Source organism: Sinorhizobium sp. GQ132 (assembly GCF_059758575.1).
Map to the genome: position 1 here is coordinate 335,906 of NZ_JCAXDX010000001.1, position 19,681 is coordinate 355,586.

Genomic DNA, 19,681 nt, shown 5'->3' on the forward strand with positions numbered 1-19,681 from the left:
CGGCGCGCGCTTTCCGAGGACCACGGTCGGCCTGCCGCCGGATTGCGGCGCCGAGGATCGCCTTTCCTCATTCCGCTCTAGCCGTGACCGCCCTCGGAGGCACCGAACATGGCCTTGGCATAGGTGATCCCGATGCCATAGGCGCCGCCCCACTTCTTCGCGATGCCGGTCGTGAGCTCGTAGGTGTCGGCCCGGGCCCAGTCGCGCTGCAATTCGAGAAGGTATTGCACCGAGGTCACCGGGCGGGCCCCGGCCTGGACCATGCGCTCCACCGCACGCTCGTGGGCCTCGGCCGAGACATCGCCGCAGGCATCGGTGATCACATAGACTTCAAAGCCTTGGTCGAGCGCCGATAGCGTCGGGCCGACGATGCAAACAGACGTCCAGAGGCCGGCGAACACGATCCGATCCTTGCCGATACGGTTCACCTCCTCGATGACGGCCGCATCCTCCCAGGTGTTCATCGAGGTACGGTCAAGAAGCCGCTGGCCGGGAAAGGCGTCCGTGACTTCCGCAAACATCGGGCCCGAGAAGCTCTTTTCGGCGACGGTCGTGAGGATGGTGGGCACCTCGAAGCCGGCTGCCGCGCGGGAAATGAGGGCCGCGTTGTTGCGAAGCAGTTCCGGCGCGATGGACTTGGTCGCAAACGCCATCTGCGACTGGAAGTCGATAAGGACGAGCGCATGATCGGTCGGGGACAGCAACGTCTTGCCGGGCGTCGTGGTGGCGGTGATGCTCATCGTAGATCTCCTGCTGTTAACTCGTTTCGGCCGACCCGAATTCTTCAGGGCCGAGACCGTGATCCATGATTTACAAAGGGACGGAGCGTGCATGTAGTTGTATAATTTCTCTGCTTTCGTTCTAGAAAATTGAAAAGCAGCATCAGCAGGAAAAAATAGGCTTCAGTTCGTTCGGTTGCCGGACTCTCGGCGGCTTTGAGCTTCTTCAGAAATCAGCACGTCGCCCCCAGCAGCTGCACGGCGCAGGTCTGCCGAAGCGCGTGATGCGTGCCGCCTTGGCAACCCCTTCTCACAGGTTTAGATTAGCTCCCCGCGGCGAGGGAGGCCCTTATGACATCAAGCTTCAACGTGCATGATGCAGCCGGTTATGAGCAGCTCATGGGCCGCTGGAGCCGGAAGCTTGCGCCGAAATTCATAGATTTTGCCGGCGTCGCCGATGGAGAGAAGGTTCTGGATGTCGGCTGCGGAACCGGCAGTCTCACCTTCGCACTCGCCGACGCCGCCAGGCTCGAAGAGATCGCCGCGATCGACTATTCGCCCGTCTTCGTGGAGGAGGCGATCCGGCGCAACACCGATCCGCGCATAAAGATAAGAGAAGCGGATGCCTGCGCCCTGCCGTTCGAAGACCGGACCTTCGACCGCGCCTTCGCCCTTCTCGTGCTCCACTTCGTACCCGAAGCAGGCAAGGCCGTGGCCGAGATGCGCCGCGCGGTGCGTCCCGGCGGCGTCGTCGCGGCGGCGGTGTGGGACCATTTCGGCGGAATGCCCGGCATGCGCATGATGGTCGACACGGTGGCGGCGCTCGGCGAAGGCGGGCGCGCACTTCGCGCCCGCTACTGCTCCCAGCCGATGATGCGGCCGGGAGAAATGAAGCGGACATTTGTCGAGCAGGGTCTCGCAAACGTTGCGGAAACCGAGCTGATGATCCGCATGGATTACCGGAACTTCGACGATTACTGGGCGCCGATCGGCGCGGGCGAAGGGCCGCTCGGAAAATATGTGGCAACGCTCGATGCGGAGGAGCGGTCACGCACCAGTGCCGCCGTGCGCGACGCCTACGAAGCCGGACGGCCCGACGGTCCGCGCTCCTTTGCGAACGTCGCCTGGGCCTGCCGGGGCACCGTTCCGTGATCGAGCCGCTCGCGATCGCGTGCACCGGCATTCTCAGCCGGTCCGCCTGGCCAGCATAGCACATGAACTAATGCCTGTTGAGATTCGGGCCACCCGCGGCGGCTTGTTTGAGTTCCTCATTCCTGTGCTTGTCACAGGAATCCAGCCAGACCAAGTCCTTGGGCTGAAAGAACGCTCCCGCGCCGCAGACGCGGCGCTGCTGGATCCCTGTGACGAGCACAAGGGATGAGGACGGAGGAGAGATTGCAGTCCTCCGATACGTTTCCTACAGCGCCGCGCGTCTTGTGAGACGCGCAAAGGTCGCCGTAGCACTTTGAGCTGCTCAACAGGCCTTAATGCAGAACAGGCGGCGCTTGACGCCGGAACAGGGCGATCAGCGAGATACCGTGCTGCAAAAGAAGTTCCGCGGCCGGCAAATCCATTGTCGCGACGTCTTCGGCGCAACCGCTGATAATTCTGGCGAGACTGATCGAGTTTGCTGCAAACCGATCATCGCCGATTTCCTGTGCCTCGTCCGCGGTGGCTTCAAGTGCGTCCGCGACAAGGGTCATCAGGTTTGCGCGCTCGCGAGGCGTCATCTCATTCAGGGTCTTGGCAGAATCCCGCATTGCTGGCTCCTTTGGTCGTTAAGGCGGCCTCCGCAGGCGCGGCCGGTCGCCCGGGCGGACGTATGCCACGTTTATTGTTGGAGTACGGGTCGAAGCTTTCATTGCATAAATCGGTATCAGGCACGGCGAATGCAAGGAATGGCTACTATGCGGCTACCGCATGCCCGGGTTGATACCGGCAACCTCGGACGGAATGTCGCGTGAACAAGGGTGGTCACTGTCCACGTCTTCGGAGCGACGAGGCGAGGCGAGGCGAACTGTGTGCTGTTTTCCGCCCCTATGCCGCCCTGCTTACCAGAATCGGTTACGATTCTAGGCCGATCCGGCCTGAAATCATAGGGGCTAAGAGACCCCTCCCCGCTCCAGCCACGCCTTCAGCGCAACCGCATTGTTGTGCGCCTCGTCACGCGCGGCATAAAGCAGCGTCAGCGGCCCCTCTTTCCATCGTTCGCGCAACTCCGCTACCGCCGCCTGCGCGGCCCCGCTCTCGAGCTCCTCCGCATAGGCGACGCAGAACGCATCCCAATCCTGCGGCTTCCCATGAAACCGCTTGCGCAGCGCGTCGCTCGGCGCGATGTCCTTGAGCCAGAGGTCGATGCCGGCCTTTTCCTTGGCGACGCCGCGCGGCCAGAGCCGGTCGACGAGGATGCGCGTACCGTCGGACGCGCCGGGCGCCTGGTAGACACGCTTCAACTGGAGTGATGCCATAGGGTCCCCACCATACGTGCCGGGGCGGCCGCAACCGTCCCGGGGAGGAAAACTGCTTTCATCCAGCGTAGCGGAGCCTTCCTAATCGTGGAAGAAGCCCTGTATCTCTTCCGGCGTGACCTTGCCGTCGCGGTTGATATCGACCTTGTCGAAAACCCGCTTGTGGATCGTGCTGATCTCCTCGAAGGAAAGGGCGCCGTCATTGTCCGCATCGGTGATGGCGAACATGATTTTCATCATCTGACGGTGCATCGTCTGCCGGTGCATCATCATGCCCCGCATCCGGTCGCGATGCCGCATCCGGTCGCCGCGCTTCCCGTCGCCACGTATCATGTCCTCGCGCATCATGTCTGGCTGATCGCCTTGGGTGACGCTTCCACCGCCCCCCTGATCGCCGGGTTGCATATCGGGTTCAATGCCCTGGTCCTGGGCCGGCATTTCTCCTGCGGGCGGAATCGGAGCGGGTGCCTGGGCGGCAGTGCTCGTTGCGGCGCTGATGGCCATGATGGCGGCAAGGGCCGTCACGGTCGGAAATTTCATCAGTGACATGTGAGCTCCTCCTCGAGTTGCACGTCGGTGTGCGGTAGCGGCTGCATTGTCCTCAGACGGCGCGGCGGCTTCGCCGCATAAAACAGCCGCCCCATCGCCTGCTAACCGCAAGGGCGTGGAGAGGTTCCGATACCGGCCGCCCTTCTTTCGGTGCCGGGCAAAAACGCCTTACACCTCAGTGTCATCACGAACGGCGCGCCAGGCAGCGATGATCGCCCCGGCGGTCCTCTCGCCGGCGCGGTCGTCCGTCAGCCAGGAGATGACCGAGAGCCGCATCACCTTGCGGCCGCGCCAGACCGCGCCGCCGGCGAACAGGATGCCGTCGGCCTGCAGCCTGGCGATCGTCGCCTGGGTCATCCGGTCGCCTTCATCGCCCGGCATCGCCGCTTCGAAACGTACCAGGACCTGATTGAGGACCACCTCATTCAGGACGTTTATGCCGTCTTCGCCGCTCAGCCGCCCGGCGATGGCGCGGGCGACGCGGCAATGCCGGTCGACCATGGCGGCGATGCCTTCGCGTCCCAGATGCTTGATCATCGTCCAGGTGGCAAAACCGCGGGCTCGGCGCGACAGTTCGGGCACGAAATGGCTCGGGTCCCGCTCGCCCTCGGTGGTCGGCGGCAGGTAGCTCGCGGCGATCGTCATCGCCCGGCGATGCGCTTCCTGATCGCGGATGATGGCATATCCGCAGTCATAGGGGGTCTGCAGCCATTTGTGGCCATCGGTCGCCCAGGAATGTGCTTCGTCGATCCCGTCGGTGAGCCCGCGCTTTCCGGGAGTGGCGCGCGCCCAGAGGCCGAAGGCGCCGTCGACATGAACCCAGGCGCCCAGGTCGCGGGCAATCGGCATGATGCCGGCGAAGTCGTCGAAGGCACCGGTATTGATCTGTCCTGCCTGCAGGATCGCAATGCAGGGACCGGAGACCTGCGCCGCTGCCTCGGCGAAAGCCGGTCCGGTGATGCGACCCATGTCGTCGGTCCGGACGCGCAGCACGCGGTCGTGCCCGAAGCCCAGGAACTGCAGCGCCGAAAAGACCGTCGCATGCGCGTCGTCGCCGATCAGCACAGCGACCGGCGGCGCGCCGAAGAGGCCCTGCGCCTCGACGTCCCATCCGACCTGCCGCAGCACCTCTCCGCGCGCTGCGGCAAGGCAGATGAAATTGGCGAGCGTCGCGCCGGTCGCAAAGCCGACGGAACTCTCCCGCGGGAGGTCGAGAAGATCGAGCAGCCAGTTGGCCGCGATTGCCTCGGCGGCGGCTGCGGCCGGCGCCGCGTGATGGTTGCCGGCATTCTGTCCCCAGGCGCTCGTCATCCAGTCGGCCGCAACCCCGACCGGATGCGAACCGCCGATGACCCAGCCGAAGAAGCGTGGCCCCGTCATCGCGTGAAGCCCCGGCTCCGCTTTCGCGGCAAGCTCGTCGATCACTATGGTACCGGCGCTTCCCCGTTCCGGCAGAGCTTCCCGAAACATCTTCAATGCGGCGGGATACGATTGCTCCGGCCGCTGCGGCAGCTCCGTAATTTTGTCGCGGAAACGCGCGGCGTGCTCCGCCGCGCGTTGAAGAATTTCGCGGGTCGTTTGCTCCTTCATGAACTGCCTCCAGGCGTTGCCTTACGAACGAGGCCACCCGCTTCAGGCCGCCCCGCGTTCCTCTATCGGCCGGACGTTCTGGTTCATCCGGAAGAGATTGAGCGGGTCGTAATGCCGCTTGACCTCGACGAGCCGGCCATAGTTCGCGCCGTAGGCCGCCTCGACCCGGTCCATCTCGTCTTCAGGCATGAAATTGACGTAGGCCGTGCCGGCGGCATAGGGCTTTGCTGCTTCGAAGAGATGCCGCGCCCAGTCGATGCAGGCCTGGTCCATCGCCGCGTCCCGCCATCGGCCGTGCACGTTCATGACGAAGTGCGAGTTGCGCTGCGGGAAAGCGGTTTCCTCTGCCGCAACGCGGCCGGCGGCGCCGCCGACATGGGCGATGAATACCTCGCATTCCGGGCCCGGCAACTGCCGGATCGATTCGGTGAGAATGCCGATCGCCTGATCGGAAAGCTCCATGAAGTCGTGGCTCTTCCAGTAGTTGCGGGCACCCGGAGCGAGTAAGGGGTCGAAAGCCTGCTGCCAGCCGACGAAGGGATGCGGCGATACCACGTCGGCAATCGGATTGCCGATCGCCCGCAGCTCCGCCACTGCCTTCTCGCCCGCTTCGAGATCGCCGCAATAGCACATGGCGAGCACGACGACCTCCTTGCCGTGCCATTCGGCCGGTATGAAGGGCAGCGGCGGCGCCTGGCGCATCACCACCCAGCAGGTGAGTTCGTCCGGCGCATTTTCGAGCGCCTGCCTGTATTGCTGCAGCACGCTTTCGGCTTCGGCAAAGGGATGGACGACGAGCCCGGAGAGCACGTCGGGGCCGAGTTCGTGCAGGCGGAATTCGAAGGCCGTCACGACCCCGAAATTGCCGCCGCCGCCCCTGATGGCCCAGAACAGGTCGCGGTGCTCGGTGGGGCTCGCGCGCACCAGTTCGCCATTGGCCGTGACCACATCGGCCGATAGCAGGTTGTCGATCGTCAATCCGAATTTGCGCGTGATCCAGCCGAACCCGCCGCCGAGCGTCAGGCCGGCGATACCGGTCGTCGAGTTGATGCCGGTCGGCAATGCAAGACGGAAGGCCTGCGTCTCCACGTCGAGATCGGCAAGCGTCGCCCCCGGCTCGACCCAGGCCGTCTTCGTCGTCGCATCGACCCGCACCGATTTCATCGGCGTGAGGTCGATCACCATGCCGCCGTCGCAGACCGCGTTGCCGGCGATGTTGTGACCGCCGCCGCGCACCGCGACGAGCAACCGGTTCTCCGCAGCAAAGCGCACCGCATTGACGACGTCGGCCGCTCCGGCGCATTGCACGATCAGCCCGGGCCTTCTGTCGATCATGCCGTTCCAGATCGTGCGCGCCTCGTCATAGGCGGCGTCGGTCGCAATCAGGACGCGCCCGCGAAGGCGCGCGGCAAATGCCTCGATTGCCGCGGCGCTGATCATTGTTATTCCGTTTTGCAGATTGATGAGGCTCATGTCGTTCATGATTCGCTCCTCCCGCGGTGAACCATTGCCCCCAGCGGCGGGCATTCTGCGCCTTTGCCCTAAACCCGGCAAGCAGACCCGCGGTCGCCGCCCCTAGTCCTTTGGGGTTAGCTTGCAGGGCGCCAACACGGCTTCCCGCCAGCGCGATTCTTGCAATCGCGGCTAAAATGCTCCAATGAACCGCCGGCGCGGCAATCCGCGAAATGGCGGTCGAAGGCAGTATGGAGAGGGAAGTCGTGGGCATGAAGGTGGTCATTCTCGCCGGCGGATACGGCACCCGCATTTCGGAGGAGAGCCACCTCAGGCCGAAGCCTATGATCGAGATCGGCGGGCGCCCGATCCTCTGGCACATCATGAAGATCTACAGCCATTACGGCTTTTCGGATTTCGTGATCTGCCTCGGCTATCGCGGCTACATGATCAAGGAGTACTTCTCCAACTATATCCTGCATTCCTCCGACGTCACCTTCGACATGACGACGGGCGAGACAGCCTATCACACGAAGAGTGCCGAACCCTGGCGGGTGACGCTGGTCGATACGGGACCGGAGTCCATGACCGGCGGCCGCTTGAAGCGTGTCGCCGGCTATCTCGGCGAGACCTTCTGCCTGACCTATGGCGACGGCGTCGCCGATGTCGATATCCGCGCGCTCACCGAATTCCATTTGCGTCACGGCCGCGAGGCGACCGTGACGAGCGTGGTGCCGCCGGGGCGCTATGGTGCGCTCGCCACCGAAGCCGGGCAGGTCATGAGCTTTACCGAGAAACCGGCCGGCGACAACGGCCGCATCAATGGCGGTTTTTTCGTTCTTAATCGCTCCGTGCTCGACCGCATCGCGGGAGATCACGTCCCCTTCGAAAGCGCGCCGCTCGAGGGCCTGGCGCGCGACGGGCAGCTGATGGCTTTCCCGCATGAAGGTTTCTGGCGCCCGATGGACACGCTGCGCGACAAGACCCAGCTCGAAGAGCTCTGGCAGCAAAACCGCGCGCCCTGGAAAGTCTGGGCATGAGCCGTCTCCCTGATCCGGGATTCTGGGCGGGAAAGCGCGTCCTGCTGACCGGCCATACGGGCTTCAAGGGAAGCTGGGCGGGTGTGTGGCTCAAGGAGATGGGCGCGCATGTGACCGGCTATGCACTGCCGCCCGCCTCTCGGCCGTCGCTCCACGACCTGTTGCATCCGAACGGAGCACCGGGCGGTCAATTCGGCGACATTCGCGACGGTGAAGCGCTCGCGACGATCGCACGCAAGAGCGAACCGGAGATCGTCCTGCACATGGCGGCGCAGCCGCTGGTCCGCGAAAGCTATGCGGAGCCTGCTGAGACTTTCGACGTCAATGTCATGGGCACGGTCCGGCTGCTCGAAGCGGCCCGTGCGACGCCTTCGGTGAAGGCCGTCCTCGTCGTGACGACCGACAAGGTCTACCGCAACGACGAGAGCGGGCGGCATTTCCGGGAGAGCGATACGCTTGGCGGGCATGACCCCTATTCGGGCTCCAAGGCAGCCTGCGAGCTTGCCGTCGCAACCTGGCGCAGCGCCTACCTTAAGGAGCGCGGCATTCGTGTCGCCACGGCACGAGGCGGCAATGTGATCGGCGGCGGCGATTTCTCCGACGACCGGCTCGTGCCGGACGTCGTGCGCGCCGCCCTATCCGGCTCGCGACTCAATATTCGCAGCCCGCTCGCGACGCGTCCCTGGCAGCACGTGCTTGATTGTCTCAACGGCTATTTTCTCTTTGCCGAGGCACTCTACGAGGGCGAGAGCGATGTCGATGCGCTGAATTTCGGCCCCTCGCCATCCGAGCCGGCGATCCCCGTGCGCGACGTGGCGAACGCCGTGCAGGCCGCGATGGGGCTCGACCCCGAATGGGACGACGTCTCGGCGCTCGAGCAACCGCGCGAGATGCAGACGCTCGGCCTCGATCCGGCTCTCGCCGGCGAGAACCTCGCATGGCGCCCGCGCCTCGCCCAGAAGCAGGCGATCGAGTGGACCGCGCGCTGGTACGACGGTTGGCGCCGCGGCGAAGCTGCGCGTCAACTCACGCTCGACCAGATAGAAGCATTCACGAAAGGCCTTTGATCCACGATGTCCCACTCCTGCCGCTTCTGCTCGACCCCGCTTGAAACCGTCGTGGCCGACCTCGGGGCGACACCCTGGTCCAACTCGTTTCTCGAGCCGACCGAGGAGGCGATCGCCCGGGAGAAGGCTTTTCCGCTGAAGGTGATGGTCTGTTCCGAATGCCTGCTCGTCCAGACCACCGAGACGGTCCCGGCGGACGAAATCTTCAACGCCGACTACCACTATCTCTCGTCATTCTCGACGAGCTGGCTCGACCATGCGCGCCGTTATTCAGAGGCGATGACCGAACGCTTCGCTCTCGACGGCAGCTCGCAGGTGGTGGAAGTCGCGTCGAACGACGGCTACCTGCTGCAATATTTCGCGGCCAAGCAAATTCCCGTGCTCGGCGTCGAGCCGGCGGCCAATGCCGCGAGGATCGCCGAAGGCCGCAACGTGCCGACCCATGTCGCCTTCTTCGGCCGTGACACGGCCAACGCGCTCGTCGCCCGCGGCATCCGCGCCGATCTCACCGCCGCCAACAATGTTCTCGCCCATGTGCCGGATATCGCGGATTTCGTCAGCGGCTTTGCGATCCTCCTGAAGCCGGACGGCGTCGCTACCTTCGAGTTTCCGCACCTCCTGCGGCTGATCGAAGGCATCCAATTCGACACGATCTATCACGAGCACTATTCCTACCTCTCGCTCGCGGCCGTCGAACGTATCTTCGCCGCTTGCGGGCTGAAGGTCTTCGATGTCGAGGAACTGCCGACCCATGGAGGCTCGCTGCGCGTTTACGCCCAGGCGGTGTCCGGAAACAGACCTGCGACCGCGAAGCTCGCCGAAGTACGGGCCGAGGAGGAAAGCGCCGGGCTCACGCAGATGCCCACCTACGCCGCCTTCGGGAGGCGCATCGCCGCGGTCTGCGATGGATTCCGCGCGTTTCTCGCGCAGGCCAGAAGCGAAAACAAGCGCGTAGCGGCGTACGGCGCTGCAGCAAAGGGCAACACCTTCCTGAACGTCTGCGGGGTCACCGCGTCGGATATCGACTTCATCGTCGACCGCAACGATCTGAAGCAGGGCAAGCTCTCGCCCGGCAGCCACATTCCGATCTACGATCCCGCCAGGATCGAGGCTGAAAAACCCGATTATATCGTCATCCTGCCCTGGAACCTGACCGACGAGATCGTCGCCGCCCACGCCTATATCCGTTCCTGGGGCGGCCGCTTCGTCGTCGCCATTCCGGAAGTGCGGGTGATCTAGTCTAAGGCCTGTAAGAGATCCATTTTGAGTTTATGACGGCTGCCGCGAGATGGAAATGGCGTTGAAGCTCTGGTCGGTTTTGTCGGCGCGCATGGCGATGCGTGCGAATTCATTGAGTACCGACCGTGCGCCACTGCATGTGTCCATTGATCGTAGCCGATCAATGGACAAAAACATGCAGCAGCTCAAAGTGCTACAGCGACCTTTGCGCGTCTCATAAGACGCGGCGCTGTAGGAAACGTATCGGAGGACTGCAACCTCTCCTCCCCTCATCCCTGTGCTCGTCACAGGGATGAGAGCAGCGCCGCGTCTGCGGCGCGGGAAGCGTTCTTTCAGCCCAAGGGCTTGGCCTGGCTGGATTCCTGTGACGAGCACAGGAATGAGGAAGTCAAACAAGCGGACGCGGGTATCCGATCTCAACGGACTTTGGAAAGTGAGTGCGGTTTTCCGCCCGCATCCCGCTCTAACCTCTTGAATCGATCACGATGACTTAGGTCGATCCTAGATCAGAAGCGGACCTGTCAAAGCCTCTTAAGGAAGCCATCCGGCGCAACGGTCACCATCAACTTGTTCTGAACCGACCGGTCGATCTCGAACTCAGGATGCGATTTCAGATACTCATGCACGGCGGTCTTCGGATTGTCGCCCACGTCCCAGGGGCGGTCGTCGAAGAATCCCGCGGGCATGTCTTCGACCAGAGTGTCGAAGACCACGCAATAGCAGCCGGCCGTCACCATCGGCGCATAGGCTTCGAGTTCGGCGAGCACATGCGCATGGGTATGCATGGAATCGAGGCATACCATGACGCGGCTGTAGCCGACCGACGCCTCACGCACCTGCGCGACAATGTCCGGATCGATGGACGATCCCTCGAACATCTGGATGCGGCTCGCCATCGGATGGCTCTCGATCGCCGCGCGGTTGTGGGCGCGGATGTCGATGTCGATGCCGATGACCTTGCGCTTGGACCGGCCGGGGTCGAATGAAACGCCCGCCTCGATCGCATCGCACATGTCGAGCATGGCGAGCAGCGAGGCGCTCATGATCACCGAGCCTCCATGCGCGATCCCCGTCTCGATCACCAGATCGGGACGCGTCGCCCAGATCAGTTCCTGCATCGCCAGGATATCCTGCGGATACTGAATGATCGGGCGCCCCAGCCAATCGAAATTATAGACGTAACGCTTCGCCATAGAAGCTTCGCGCCACTGGTTCGACAGCGCCTGGAAATCGCCGTCACGGCCGTAGCCGTCGATCGCGGCCGCCCGCTCGGTGCGGAATTGTTCGATAGGGTCCATGTCAGATCCTGCTTCTTCTGAAGGGCCGCGGGTGGCAACCGGTATCCGGCTCTCCCTCGCCCAGGATTTCTGCGATGCGCTCTAGCACAGGTGCTGCGGCAAAAGCGAACTCCTCCTTCGACCTGTCGACAGAGATCGATGCGAATGAAACTGTCGGCGCACCGTCGTCCACAGCTAAGGAGCATTTCGTCCGGGATTGGATGGCTGCGCACCACTCGGCGTGGCTCGTCTGACGGCCGCTTGCGACGTTGTAGACGGAATTGCGGCCCTCCTGCGCGATCCGCAAGAGGAGGTCCACGGCATCGTCGATCCAGATATAGTCCTTGCTCGAATCGAGCGCGGTTTGGAGCTGGATATGGCCGCTGCCCGCCTCGCGGCACAGCGCGCCGAGGAACGTGTCCGACTTCGCCTCGTCAGGCCCGACGACGTTCGACAAGCGCGCGATCCGCACCTTCTCGCGGCCGGAGGCGAGGCAGATCGCTTCCCCCGTCAACTTGGAGAGATTGTAGAGATCCGAAGGATCGAGAGGCGAGACCGACAGCCGGGCTTCCTCGCGCGTATCCTCGCTGCCGGCATAGACTCGAGTGGACGAGAGATAGAGAAAGGACGAAAACGCGTTCTCACGCAGGACCTTCGCTGCGAGCGAGACATGCGCTTCGATCGTGTCGAATGGCCGAGTGCGGAAATCGGCCGTAAGGCCGATGGCATAGATGACATGGCCGAGATCCTCGCCGAAGGCCGGCATGTCGGCGCGGGAGGGAACACGCACCTCGGCACCCCGTTCGCGCAATCGGCGGACGAGATTGCGCCCGACGAAACCGGAACCGCCGAAAACCGTGAACATCACGATCGCACCCCCAGCCGCCTCAGCGGATTGCCGCCGCAGACGGTGTAGGCTTCGACCTCGCCGCGCACGATGGACCCGGCAGCGATGACACAGCCCTTGCGCAACAGGGCGCCGTCGAGGATCACCGAATTCGCCCCGATCCAGACATCCTCCTCGACGACGATGCCGCCGCGGCTCGGCAGGAAGCCCTGTTCCCGGATCAGGCGATCCCGGTCGCCATAGGCGTGATTGACCGGAGCGAAGGTACAATTGGCCGCGATCAAAACATTGTCGGCGATGCTTATGCCGTTACCGGTATAGAAGACGCAGCCGCTGTTGACGTAACAGAAGCGGCCGATCGTGAGGTCGCCGGTGCCGCCCACCGGTTTGATCTTGACGAAGCTGTCGATGACCGACGCTTCTCCGACGACGATTCGTGTGCCCCGCACGGAATCCTCGATATCGCAGAGGGGGCTGATCTTAGCCGAGGGATGCACCTCGATCATAATGACTCCGATATTTCGAGAGCGGGATGAGGAAAGTGTGTGCGGTTTTCCGCCCGCATCCCGCTCCAACCTTTGCGCATCTGATGAGAAGCTCGGCGCGATAGAGGGTTGTCTCGGTGTCCTCTTTTCCAGTTAGCGCTTGCCGCGTCAACGCCGGATCGTGCAAGAAGCAACGGTCGGGAACGCTGTATCGAGGAATTCATGTCGCGCTTCAATCGTCTCTCCACGTCTCTCGCCGGCCTCACGGTCGTCGAGCGCAAGCAAACCGGCGACGAACGCGGCTTTTTCTCACGCTTCTTCTGCCGGGACGAATTGCGCGATTTCGGCGCTGACGGAACGATCGCGCAGATCAACCACACGCTGACGCGAGCGAAGGGCACGATCCGGGGCATGCACTTCCAGCGGCCACCCCATGACGAGGCGAAGTTCGTCTCGTGCCTGGCCGGCACCGTATTCGATGTCGCCGTCGACATCAGGCCGGATTCGCCCACTTATCTGCAATGGCACGGTGAAATCCTGAGCGCGGAGAATGCCCGCTCGATGATGATCCCCGGCGGGTTTGCCCATGGCTTTCAGACGCTGAGCGAGAATTGCGAACTCGTCTACCTGCATGACAAGCCCTATGCGCCCGAAGCGGAAGGCGGGCTCAATCCGCTCGACCCGCACCTCGCCATTTCCTGGCCGCTCGAAGTTGCACAGATGTCGGAGCGCGACCGTGCCTTTGCCTTTATCTCCGCTTGAGGCCGCTGCCGCAGCGGCGGCACTTCACCCGAAGGCGAGGGAGTCGTCGACGATGATGACCGGCCGCCCGCGAGAACAGGCTTCGACGCGCGCCTCGACGCGATAGACCGTTTTCAGCATGTCGGCGGTGACGACGGCATGGGTCGGGCCGCTGGCCACGACCGATCCCCCGCTGATCACGATCGTATCCTCGCAATAGCGCAGCGCGTGGTTCAGGTCGTGCAGGGCGATCAGCACCGCCATGCCGGATTGAGCGGCGAGCCGCTTCATGAAGCCGAGCACCTCGATCTGGCGGAAGAGGTCGAGCGCCGAAGTCGGCTCGTCCATCAGCAGGACCTCGGGCTTGCGCACCAGCGCCTGCGCGATGGAGACGAGCTGGCGCTGCCCTCCGGAAAGTTCGCCAAGGCCGCGAAAGGCGAGATCCTCGATCTTGAGCGCCGCAAGCACGCGGTCGATTTCCGCCAGTTCGCCGTCCTTGACCTTCCAGCCCGAACCCTGTTTGGCGGAAAGCAGCACCGACTCGTAGACCGTCAGGACGGCATTGGCGCCGGTATCCTGCGGCATGTAGCAGATTGCTTCCGCGCCCTTGGCCGTATCGGAAAGATGGACGAGGCCCGGACCGGCGGCAAGGCCGGCGATCCGCTTGAACAGCGTCGACTTCCCGGCCGCGTTCGGACCGATGACGGCGGTGAGTTGCCCGCCCCTCAAAGTGCCTGTGTTGATGTCGGAAAGGACCACACGCCGGCCATAGGTGGCGCCGACATCCTTGAGGGCGAGGCTTACCATGCGCGCTTCCTGTTGGTGAAAATCAGCACGAAGAAGAAGGGTACGCCGACGAGCGCGGTGATGATGCCGATCGGCAGCACCGCTCCGGGAATGATCATCTTGCTGACCACCGACGTTACGGAGAGCAGCAGCGCGCCGCAAAGGACGGAGGCCGGCAGGAAGAACCGCTGGTCTTCGCCGACGAGCATGCGGGCGATATGCGGTCCGACGAGACCGACGAAACCGATCGTTCCGACGAAGGACACCGGGATCGCCGCGAGCAGGCTGACCGTCAGCATCGTTTCGAGCCTGAGGCGGCGGACATTGATGCCGAAGCTCGCCGCCTTGTCGTCGCCGAGCCGGAGCGCCGTCAGCGCCCAGGCGCGGCGTGCGAAGACCGGCACCGCGACGAGCAGTACGGCGGCCGTGACCCAGACCTTCGGCCATGTCGCTTTGGTGAGGCTGCCCATCGTCCAGAAAACGACCGCCGCAAGCGCCTGTTCTGAAGCGAGATATTCGAGCAGCGACAGCGCGGCGTTGAAGGTGAAGACGAGCGCGATGCCCAGAAGGACGATCGTTTCGACGGTGACCCCGCGCATGGTGGAGGCGAAATGGATGAAGAGCGCCGCTATCATAGCCATCAGGAAGGCATTGAGCGGCACCATGTACTGAACGGCGACCGGGAAGACGGCAACGCCCGCGACGAGGCCGAGCGCCGCGCCAAAGCCGGCCGCGGCCGAGATGCCCAGCGTGAACGGACTTGCCAGCGGATTGGCCAGGATCGTCTGCATCTGCGCGCCGGCGAGAGAGAGCGAGGCGCCGACCGTCACGGCCATCAGCGCGATGGGCATGCGTATGTCCCAGATCACGACGCGAAGCTGATCGGTTACCGTCTCGGCATGAAACAGGGCCGTCAGAACGTCCGAAAGGGAATAATTGGCCGGGCCGAGCGCCATGTCGACGGCGACGGAGATGAACAGGGCGGCGACGAGTCCCGACAGCATGAAGAGCCGGCGAAAGACGAGAGCGCGGTACCGACCGCGCCCTTCGATGCCTGCGGTCTCCTCGGCGATAGCGGCCATCATTTCTCTCCGTCGGTGAGCGACACGAAATAGCCCGGCCGATAGGCAACCGGAAGGAATTTCTCATGGAATTCACGGAAGGTCCGGTCCGGATCGATATCCGCAAAAAGGTCCGGATGGAACCATTTGGCGAATTGCTGGATCGGCACGAACTCATAGGGCGCGCCATAGAACTGGTGCCAGGCGGCATAGACCCTGCCAACCCTCACCGCTTCGAGGTTCGCAAAAGCCGGCCGCTGCATCAGGCCCTTCAGCCGCTCCCGTGCCGCCGCTGGATCGGCGCCGCGTCCGACGCTCACGAACTGGTTCAGGTCCGACTCGGCCGACCAGTTGCTGCCGGTGACGATCACATGCTCGGGATTCGCGACGACGAGCTGCTCGGGATTGAGATCGCCGAACGTGGTCGTGAATACGTCGGATCCGATATTGTGACCGCCGGCCTTTTCGACCATCTCGCCGAAATTCGCCGGGCCGAAGGTCCGACAGCATGCCGTCTCACCCGTTATTCCGGGCGAGCGCTCGATGAAGACCGTGGGGCGGTCGACCGCTCCGGCTTTGGCCAGCCGCTCGCTCACGACAGCGACCTGGGCGCGCCGGTACTCGATGAACTCGTCCGCCCGTGTCTCCGCGCCGAAGAGCTGGCCCAGAATCCGGATGGATTTCTCACTGTTCTTCGACGGGTCCACCCGGAAGTCGAGATAGACCACGGCTATGCCCGCGGCTGCCGCCTTTTCGATGAAGCCCGACTCCTCGACTGCTTCTTCGGCTTCGAGATTGAGCGTCAGCACATCGGGCTTGAGCGCGATTGCCGCCTCCAGGCTGAAATCACCGCTCGGGATGTAACCGAAACGCGGCAGCTTTTCGATCTTCGGAAAGCGCTCGAGGTAACCCGCATACGAGTCCGGATCCTTCTTGATCAGGTCGTCGCGCCAGCCGACGATCGTATCGAAGACGGATTCGCGCTTGAGTGCCGCCGCGATGTGAATCTGGCGCGCCTCTCCCAGCAATATCCGTTTTGCCGGGAGATCGAGTTCGATCTTTCGTCCGGTAACGTCGGTGATTTCCGCCGCGGTCACCGGCGCCGCGGCAAATGCCACGGCGGCAAGCGCAAGAAGAGCCTTCCTCAGTATCCGCATCGGAACCTCGCGAACGGGAAATCGGAAGGCTGACGCCTTCCGAACTTGGAGCCTTACTTCAGGGAGACGAAGTAGCCGCTCTTGTAGGGCAATGGCAGGAAGCGCTCGTGCAGTTCCTTGAACGTCGCCTCCGGATCGAGATCCTTGAACAGATCCGGATGCAGCCACTTCGCTATCTGCTGTATGGCCACGAACTGGTAGGGGTTGTTGTAGAACTGATGCCAGATGGCATGGACATTGCCGTCCTTGACCGCCTTCACACCGGTGAAGGCAGGACGCGTGGTGAGGGCATCGAGCTTGCGCTGCGCCTCCTTCTCGTCCGCGCCGTAGCCGACACCGACCCAGGCCCCGCCAGGAACGTAACCCTCCCAGTTGCCGCCCGTGATGATGATCTGGTCGGGATTGGACGCGATGACCTGCTCCGGATTGACGGTGCCGAAGGTGCCAGGAATGATGTCCTTCGCCATGTTCACGCCGCCTGCGAGCTCGACCATCTTGCCGAAGTTCTCGTTGCCGAACGACATGCAGCAGTCATCCGAATAGCCCCCGGCGCGCTCCATGAACACGAGCGGCTTTTTCGGATCGGCCTTGGCGAGGGTATCGGTCACCTTGGCGATGCTGTCGGCACGGAACTTGATGAATTCCTCGGCCTTTGCCTCCTCACCGAACAGCTTGCCGATAAGGCGCATGCTCGGTTCGGTGTTCTCCATCGGCTTTTCGCGGAAATCGACATAGACGAGCGGAATGCCGACTTTTTCGAGCTTCTCGATGTAGCCCGCTTCCTCGGTTGCGGTCTTTGCGTCGATATTCATCAGCATGACGTCCGGCTTCAGCGCCACCGCCTGCTCAACGTCGAAGGTGCCGTCCTTCATGCCGCCGAAGGTCGGCAGCTTGGCAATATCGGGAAACTTCTCGAGAAAGGCGGCGTATGTCTCGGGATCCGCCTTGGTGAGGTCGTCGCGCCAGCCGACGACCCGCTTGAACGGCTCGTCCTTGTCGAGAGCGCCGACAAAGTAGATCTGTCGCCCCTCTCCGAGGATCACATGCTCGACCGGCACATTGACTTCGACCTCGCGACCGGTGACATCGGTTACCTTGATGGCGTCGGCGAACGCGGCGCTCGAAACAAGCGTGCAGAAACCTGCGGCGGCAGCGGCCACCATGTTGAAAACCTTCATCGTTCCCTGCTCCTTCGAAATTCGGTGCCTTCTAATATTTCATGACTTTACCAGTCAACATATATCTTTTAGAACGCTTCCAAACAGACGATACCGGGACTGAAAATGAGCGACGTGGCAACGCGGCCCAATTATGATCTTCGCGACGAAATCAAAGCCTATTGGTCGCAACGTGCGGCCACTTTCGATCTCTCTCCCGGCCACGAGATTTTTTCCGAGGAGGAACGCGCCGCCTGGCATCGGCTCATCCTGCGCCATCTCGGCGAGGGAGCCGGTCGCTCTGCGCTCGATCTTGCGAGCGGGACCGGAGTGGTCTCGCACCTTCTCGACGATCTCGGCTTCCGGGTGGCGGGTATCGACTGGGCCGAGCCGATGCTGGAACGCGCGCGGCAAAAAGCGAAGAGCCGCGGACGCGATATTTCCTTCCGCATTGGCGACGCGGAAAATACCATGGAGCCGGACGACCATTATGACGTCGTCGTGAACCGGCATCTCGTATGGACGCTGGTGGACCCGGCCGCAGCCTTCAGGGAATGGCTTCGCGTCCTCAAGCCCGGCGGCAGGATTCTCGTCGTCGACGGCGATTTCGTTAATTCGACCCGGCTCGAGCGGTTCTTTTCGTCGCTCAACGCCTGGGGGCAGCGTGTCGGCCTTCTCAGACCCGAGGCGCCATCACAGCCGCGCGAGATGCTGGAAACGCATCGAAGCATTCTTGCCCGCGTCCACTTCTCGCAAGGAGCGCGCGCCGAGGCCGTCGTCGAATTGCTGCGGGCCGCCGGTTTCGCCGACATCACCGTCGATACCGATCTCGGAGAGATACACCGGATGCAGGCAAAGAACTGGAATCTGTTCAAGGGCCTTGCGCGCAGAAGCCAGCATCGCTTTGCTATCCGCGCAAGCAAACCCGTGATCTGATGCCGGCCTACTAGGCTGCGCGCGGCGGCCGGCCAATTCAGCACTCTTGAGCTTCGACGTGTCGGTGCTCTATCTCTCCGGGAAGCTGCACTGCCATCGTGGTTCAGCAGCTGGTGCCGACCCACGTGAGTGGAGTTGCAAATGGATAGGCCCGTACGATGTCGACAGATCTCAATCTCAATCTCCTGCGGTCGTTTTTCATGATCGCCGAAGAGCGAAGCCTCACGCGGGCAGCGGCCCGGCTGAACATGAGCCAGCCATCGGTCAGTCAGGCGCTGCAACGACTGGAGGAGCAGTTGGCCTGTCAGCTCGTTCTTCGCGGCAGCCGCAAGTTCGAGCTGACGGCCCGGGGACAGAAAATCTACGAGGAATGCAGTGAGATCTTCCGTGCCGTCGAGCGGATTGGCCAGCTCACGCAGGAAAGAACCGCCGAGGAGTTCGGCGAGGTGCGCATCCAGATCATCTCGAACCTCGAGTCCCCGCTCATAAACGAGGCGTTGCGTCTCTACCATCAGCGCTATCCCTCCGTAACCTGGGTGATGGAGGTCCAGAACAGCCAGGACACGGTCAAGCGGATTCAGACGGAGAAATGCGGAATAGGATTATGTCTCCTGTCGCGCCCCGTCTTCAGCCTGAATTGTCAGTTGCTGTTTCGCGAAGAATTCAGCGTCTATTGCGGCGCTGAGCATCCCCTCTTCGGCCGTAAGGAGGTGGAGAAGAGGGAATTGCGGCAGGAATCCTTTGTTTCCTTTACCTGCGCCACCGAAGGCATGGGTCTCGAGCCGATGGCGGTCCTCAGCCAAAGCCTCGGTCTCGGCGAACGGATAAGCGGGCAAAGCCCAAATCTCGAGGAGGTGAGACGCATGATCGTCGCCGGCCTCGGGATCGGAATTCTCCCGTTGACGGCCGTTCACGACGAAGTCGCGAGCGGACTTCTCTGGCCGCTCGAAATCAAGGGTTATCCGCTCGGCGCGGACGTGTTTCTGGTGACGCACCCGGAAGGTGACTATTCCCGCGCCGAGCAACATTTCATCGACCTGATGCAGGAGCTACGTTCGCTCTACCCGGAAATGCACTGAGGGCGTCCCGGCGGAAAGCCGGTACGCAATC

At 62.9% G+C, this 19,681-nt stretch carries 20 protein-coding genes; 7 read left to right on the forward strand and 13 right to left on the reverse strand.

Annotated features, from left to right (window positions below; all coding sequences use genetic code 11):
* Window positions 1–77: 77 nt before the first annotated feature.
* Complete coding sequence (locus AC6CIG_RS01475; RefSeq protein ID WP_146032664.1) at window positions 78–734, reverse strand: hydrolase; 657 nt, start codon at window positions 732–734, stop codon at window positions 78–80.
* A 336-nt stretch (window positions 735–1,070) separates the two neighbouring features.
* On the opposite strand from AC6CIG_RS01475, the gene AC6CIG_RS01480 reads away from it, so the two are divergent.
* A complete protein-coding gene (locus AC6CIG_RS01480; protein ID WP_018098277.1) occupies window positions 1,071–1,871 on the forward strand; it encodes a class I SAM-dependent methyltransferase in 801 nt (266 codons plus the stop codon).
* 332 nt (window positions 1,872–2,203) lie between these two features.
* Here AC6CIG_RS01480 and AC6CIG_RS01485 read toward each other — a convergent pair whose 3' ends face one another.
* From AC6CIG_RS01485 to AC6CIG_RS01505, 5 genes are all read right to left on the reverse strand, one after another.
* Window positions 2,204–2,479, reverse strand: a complete 276-nt coding sequence (locus tag AC6CIG_RS01485; protein WP_018098276.1) for a hypothetical protein — start codon at window positions 2,477–2,479, stop codon at window positions 2,204–2,206.
* A 342-nt stretch (window positions 2,480–2,821) separates the two neighbouring features.
* Window positions 2,822–3,187: a DUF488 domain-containing protein gene (locus AC6CIG_RS01490; RefSeq protein ID WP_102761737.1), complete on the reverse strand. Its 366-nt coding sequence runs from the start codon at window positions 3,185–3,187 to the stop codon at window positions 2,822–2,824.
* 81 nt (window positions 3,188–3,268) lie between these two features.
* A complete protein-coding gene (locus tag AC6CIG_RS01495) occupies window positions 3,269–3,736 on the reverse strand; it encodes an EF-hand domain-containing protein (RefSeq protein ID WP_164866832.1) in 468 nt (155 codons plus the stop codon).
* Between the two features lie 168 nt (window positions 3,737–3,904).
* Window positions 3,905–5,326, reverse strand: coding sequence for a pyridoxal phosphate-dependent decarboxylase family protein (locus AC6CIG_RS01500; RefSeq protein ID WP_102761735.1), 1,422 nt, complete (start codon window positions 5,324–5,326; stop codon window positions 3,905–3,907).
* 42 nt (window positions 5,327–5,368) lie between these two features.
* The gene (locus AC6CIG_RS01505) at window positions 5,369–6,808 is read right to left on the reverse strand and encodes an FAD-binding oxidoreductase (RefSeq protein WP_102761734.1); all 1,440 of its coding nucleotides are present in this window, start codon (window positions 6,806–6,808) and stop codon (window positions 5,369–5,371) included.
* Window positions 6,809–7,050: 242 nt separating this feature from the next.
* On the opposite strand from AC6CIG_RS01505, the gene rfbF reads away from it, so the two are divergent.
* From rfbF to AC6CIG_RS01520, 3 genes are read left to right on the forward strand one after another with little or no spacing between them, the layout of a single operon-like run.
* Complete coding sequence (gene rfbF, locus AC6CIG_RS01510) at window positions 7,051–7,818, forward strand: glucose-1-phosphate cytidylyltransferase (RefSeq protein ID WP_026168955.1); 768 nt, start codon at window positions 7,051–7,053, stop codon at window positions 7,816–7,818.
* Entirely contained in the window at window positions 7,815–8,885 is a 1,071-nt protein-coding gene (gene rfbG, locus AC6CIG_RS01515) for a CDP-glucose 4,6-dehydratase (RefSeq protein ID WP_102761733.1), read from the forward strand. The genes rfbF and rfbG overlap by 4 nt, the downstream gene beginning before the upstream one ends.
* 6 nt (window positions 8,886–8,891) lie before the next feature.
* Window positions 8,892–10,124: a class I SAM-dependent methyltransferase gene (locus AC6CIG_RS01520; protein WP_102761732.1), complete on the forward strand. Its 1,233-nt coding sequence runs from the start codon at window positions 8,892–8,894 to the stop codon at window positions 10,122–10,124.
* Window positions 10,125–10,645: 521 nt separating this feature from the next.
* Here the strand turns inward: AC6CIG_RS01520 and AC6CIG_RS01525 are convergent.
* Genes AC6CIG_RS01525 through AC6CIG_RS01535 form a run of 3 tightly spaced genes read right to left on the reverse strand, consistent with a single transcriptional unit; the run spans window position 10,646 to window position 12,754 of the window.
* Entirely contained in the window at window positions 10,646–11,422 is a 777-nt protein-coding gene (locus AC6CIG_RS01525) for a cephalosporin hydroxylase family protein (protein ID WP_102761731.1), read from the reverse strand.
* A 1-nt stretch (window position 11,423) separates the two neighbouring features.
* Window positions 11,424–12,266, reverse strand: coding sequence for an NAD-dependent epimerase/dehydratase family protein (locus AC6CIG_RS01530; RefSeq protein ID WP_102761730.1), 843 nt, complete (start codon window positions 12,264–12,266; stop codon window positions 11,424–11,426).
* Window positions 12,266–12,754, reverse strand: a complete 489-nt coding sequence (locus AC6CIG_RS01535) for an acyltransferase (protein WP_018098987.1) — start codon at window positions 12,752–12,754, stop codon at window positions 12,266–12,268. Before AC6CIG_RS01535 ends, AC6CIG_RS01530 begins: the two co-directional genes overlap by 1 nt.
* 201 nt (window positions 12,755–12,955) lie before the next feature.
* Between AC6CIG_RS01535 and rfbC the strand changes: the two genes are divergently transcribed.
* Window positions 12,956–13,495: a dTDP-4-dehydrorhamnose 3,5-epimerase gene (rfbC, locus tag AC6CIG_RS01540; protein WP_102761729.1), complete on the forward strand. Its 540-nt coding sequence runs from the start codon at window positions 12,956–12,958 to the stop codon at window positions 13,493–13,495.
* Between the two features lie 24 nt (window positions 13,496–13,519).
* Here the strand turns inward: rfbC and AC6CIG_RS01545 are convergent, their stop codons facing one another.
* The 4 genes from AC6CIG_RS01545 to AC6CIG_RS01560 are packed head-to-tail and all read right to left on the reverse strand — an operon-like array spanning window position 13,520 to window position 17,656.
* The gene (locus AC6CIG_RS01545; RefSeq protein WP_018098989.1) at window positions 13,520–14,281 is read right to left on the reverse strand and encodes an ABC transporter ATP-binding protein; all 762 of its coding nucleotides are present in this window, start codon (window positions 14,279–14,281) and stop codon (window positions 13,520–13,522) included.
* Window positions 14,275–15,345, reverse strand: coding sequence for a FecCD family ABC transporter permease (locus AC6CIG_RS01550; protein ID WP_033047834.1), 1,071 nt, complete (start codon window positions 15,343–15,345; stop codon window positions 14,275–14,277). Before AC6CIG_RS01550 ends, AC6CIG_RS01545 begins: the two co-directional genes overlap by 7 nt.
* The gene (locus AC6CIG_RS01555; protein ID WP_102761728.1) at window positions 15,342–16,478 is read right to left on the reverse strand and encodes an ABC transporter substrate-binding protein; all 1,137 of its coding nucleotides are present in this window, start codon (window positions 16,476–16,478) and stop codon (window positions 15,342–15,344) included. The genes AC6CIG_RS01550 and AC6CIG_RS01555 overlap by 4 nt, the downstream gene beginning before the upstream one ends.
* Before the next feature lie 53 nt (window positions 16,479–16,531).
* A complete protein-coding gene (locus AC6CIG_RS01560; protein ID WP_102761727.1) occupies window positions 16,532–17,656 on the reverse strand; it encodes an ABC transporter substrate-binding protein in 1,125 nt (374 codons plus the stop codon).
* Between the two features lie 105 nt (window positions 17,657–17,761).
* Between AC6CIG_RS01560 and AC6CIG_RS01565 the strand changes: the two genes are divergently transcribed.
* Both AC6CIG_RS01565 and AC6CIG_RS01570 read left to right on the forward strand, forming a co-directional pair.
* Window positions 17,762–18,571, forward strand: coding sequence for a class I SAM-dependent methyltransferase (locus tag AC6CIG_RS01565; RefSeq protein ID WP_498322082.1), 810 nt, complete (start codon window positions 17,762–17,764; stop codon window positions 18,569–18,571).
* A 158-nt stretch (window positions 18,572–18,729) separates the two neighbouring features.
* Window positions 18,730–19,650 carry a LysR family transcriptional regulator gene (locus AC6CIG_RS01570; RefSeq protein ID WP_102761725.1) on the forward strand — a complete coding sequence of 307 codons (921 nt, stop codon included), beginning with the start codon at window positions 18,730–18,732 and terminating at the stop codon, window positions 19,648–19,650.
* Window positions 19,651–19,681 lie beyond the last annotated feature (31 nt).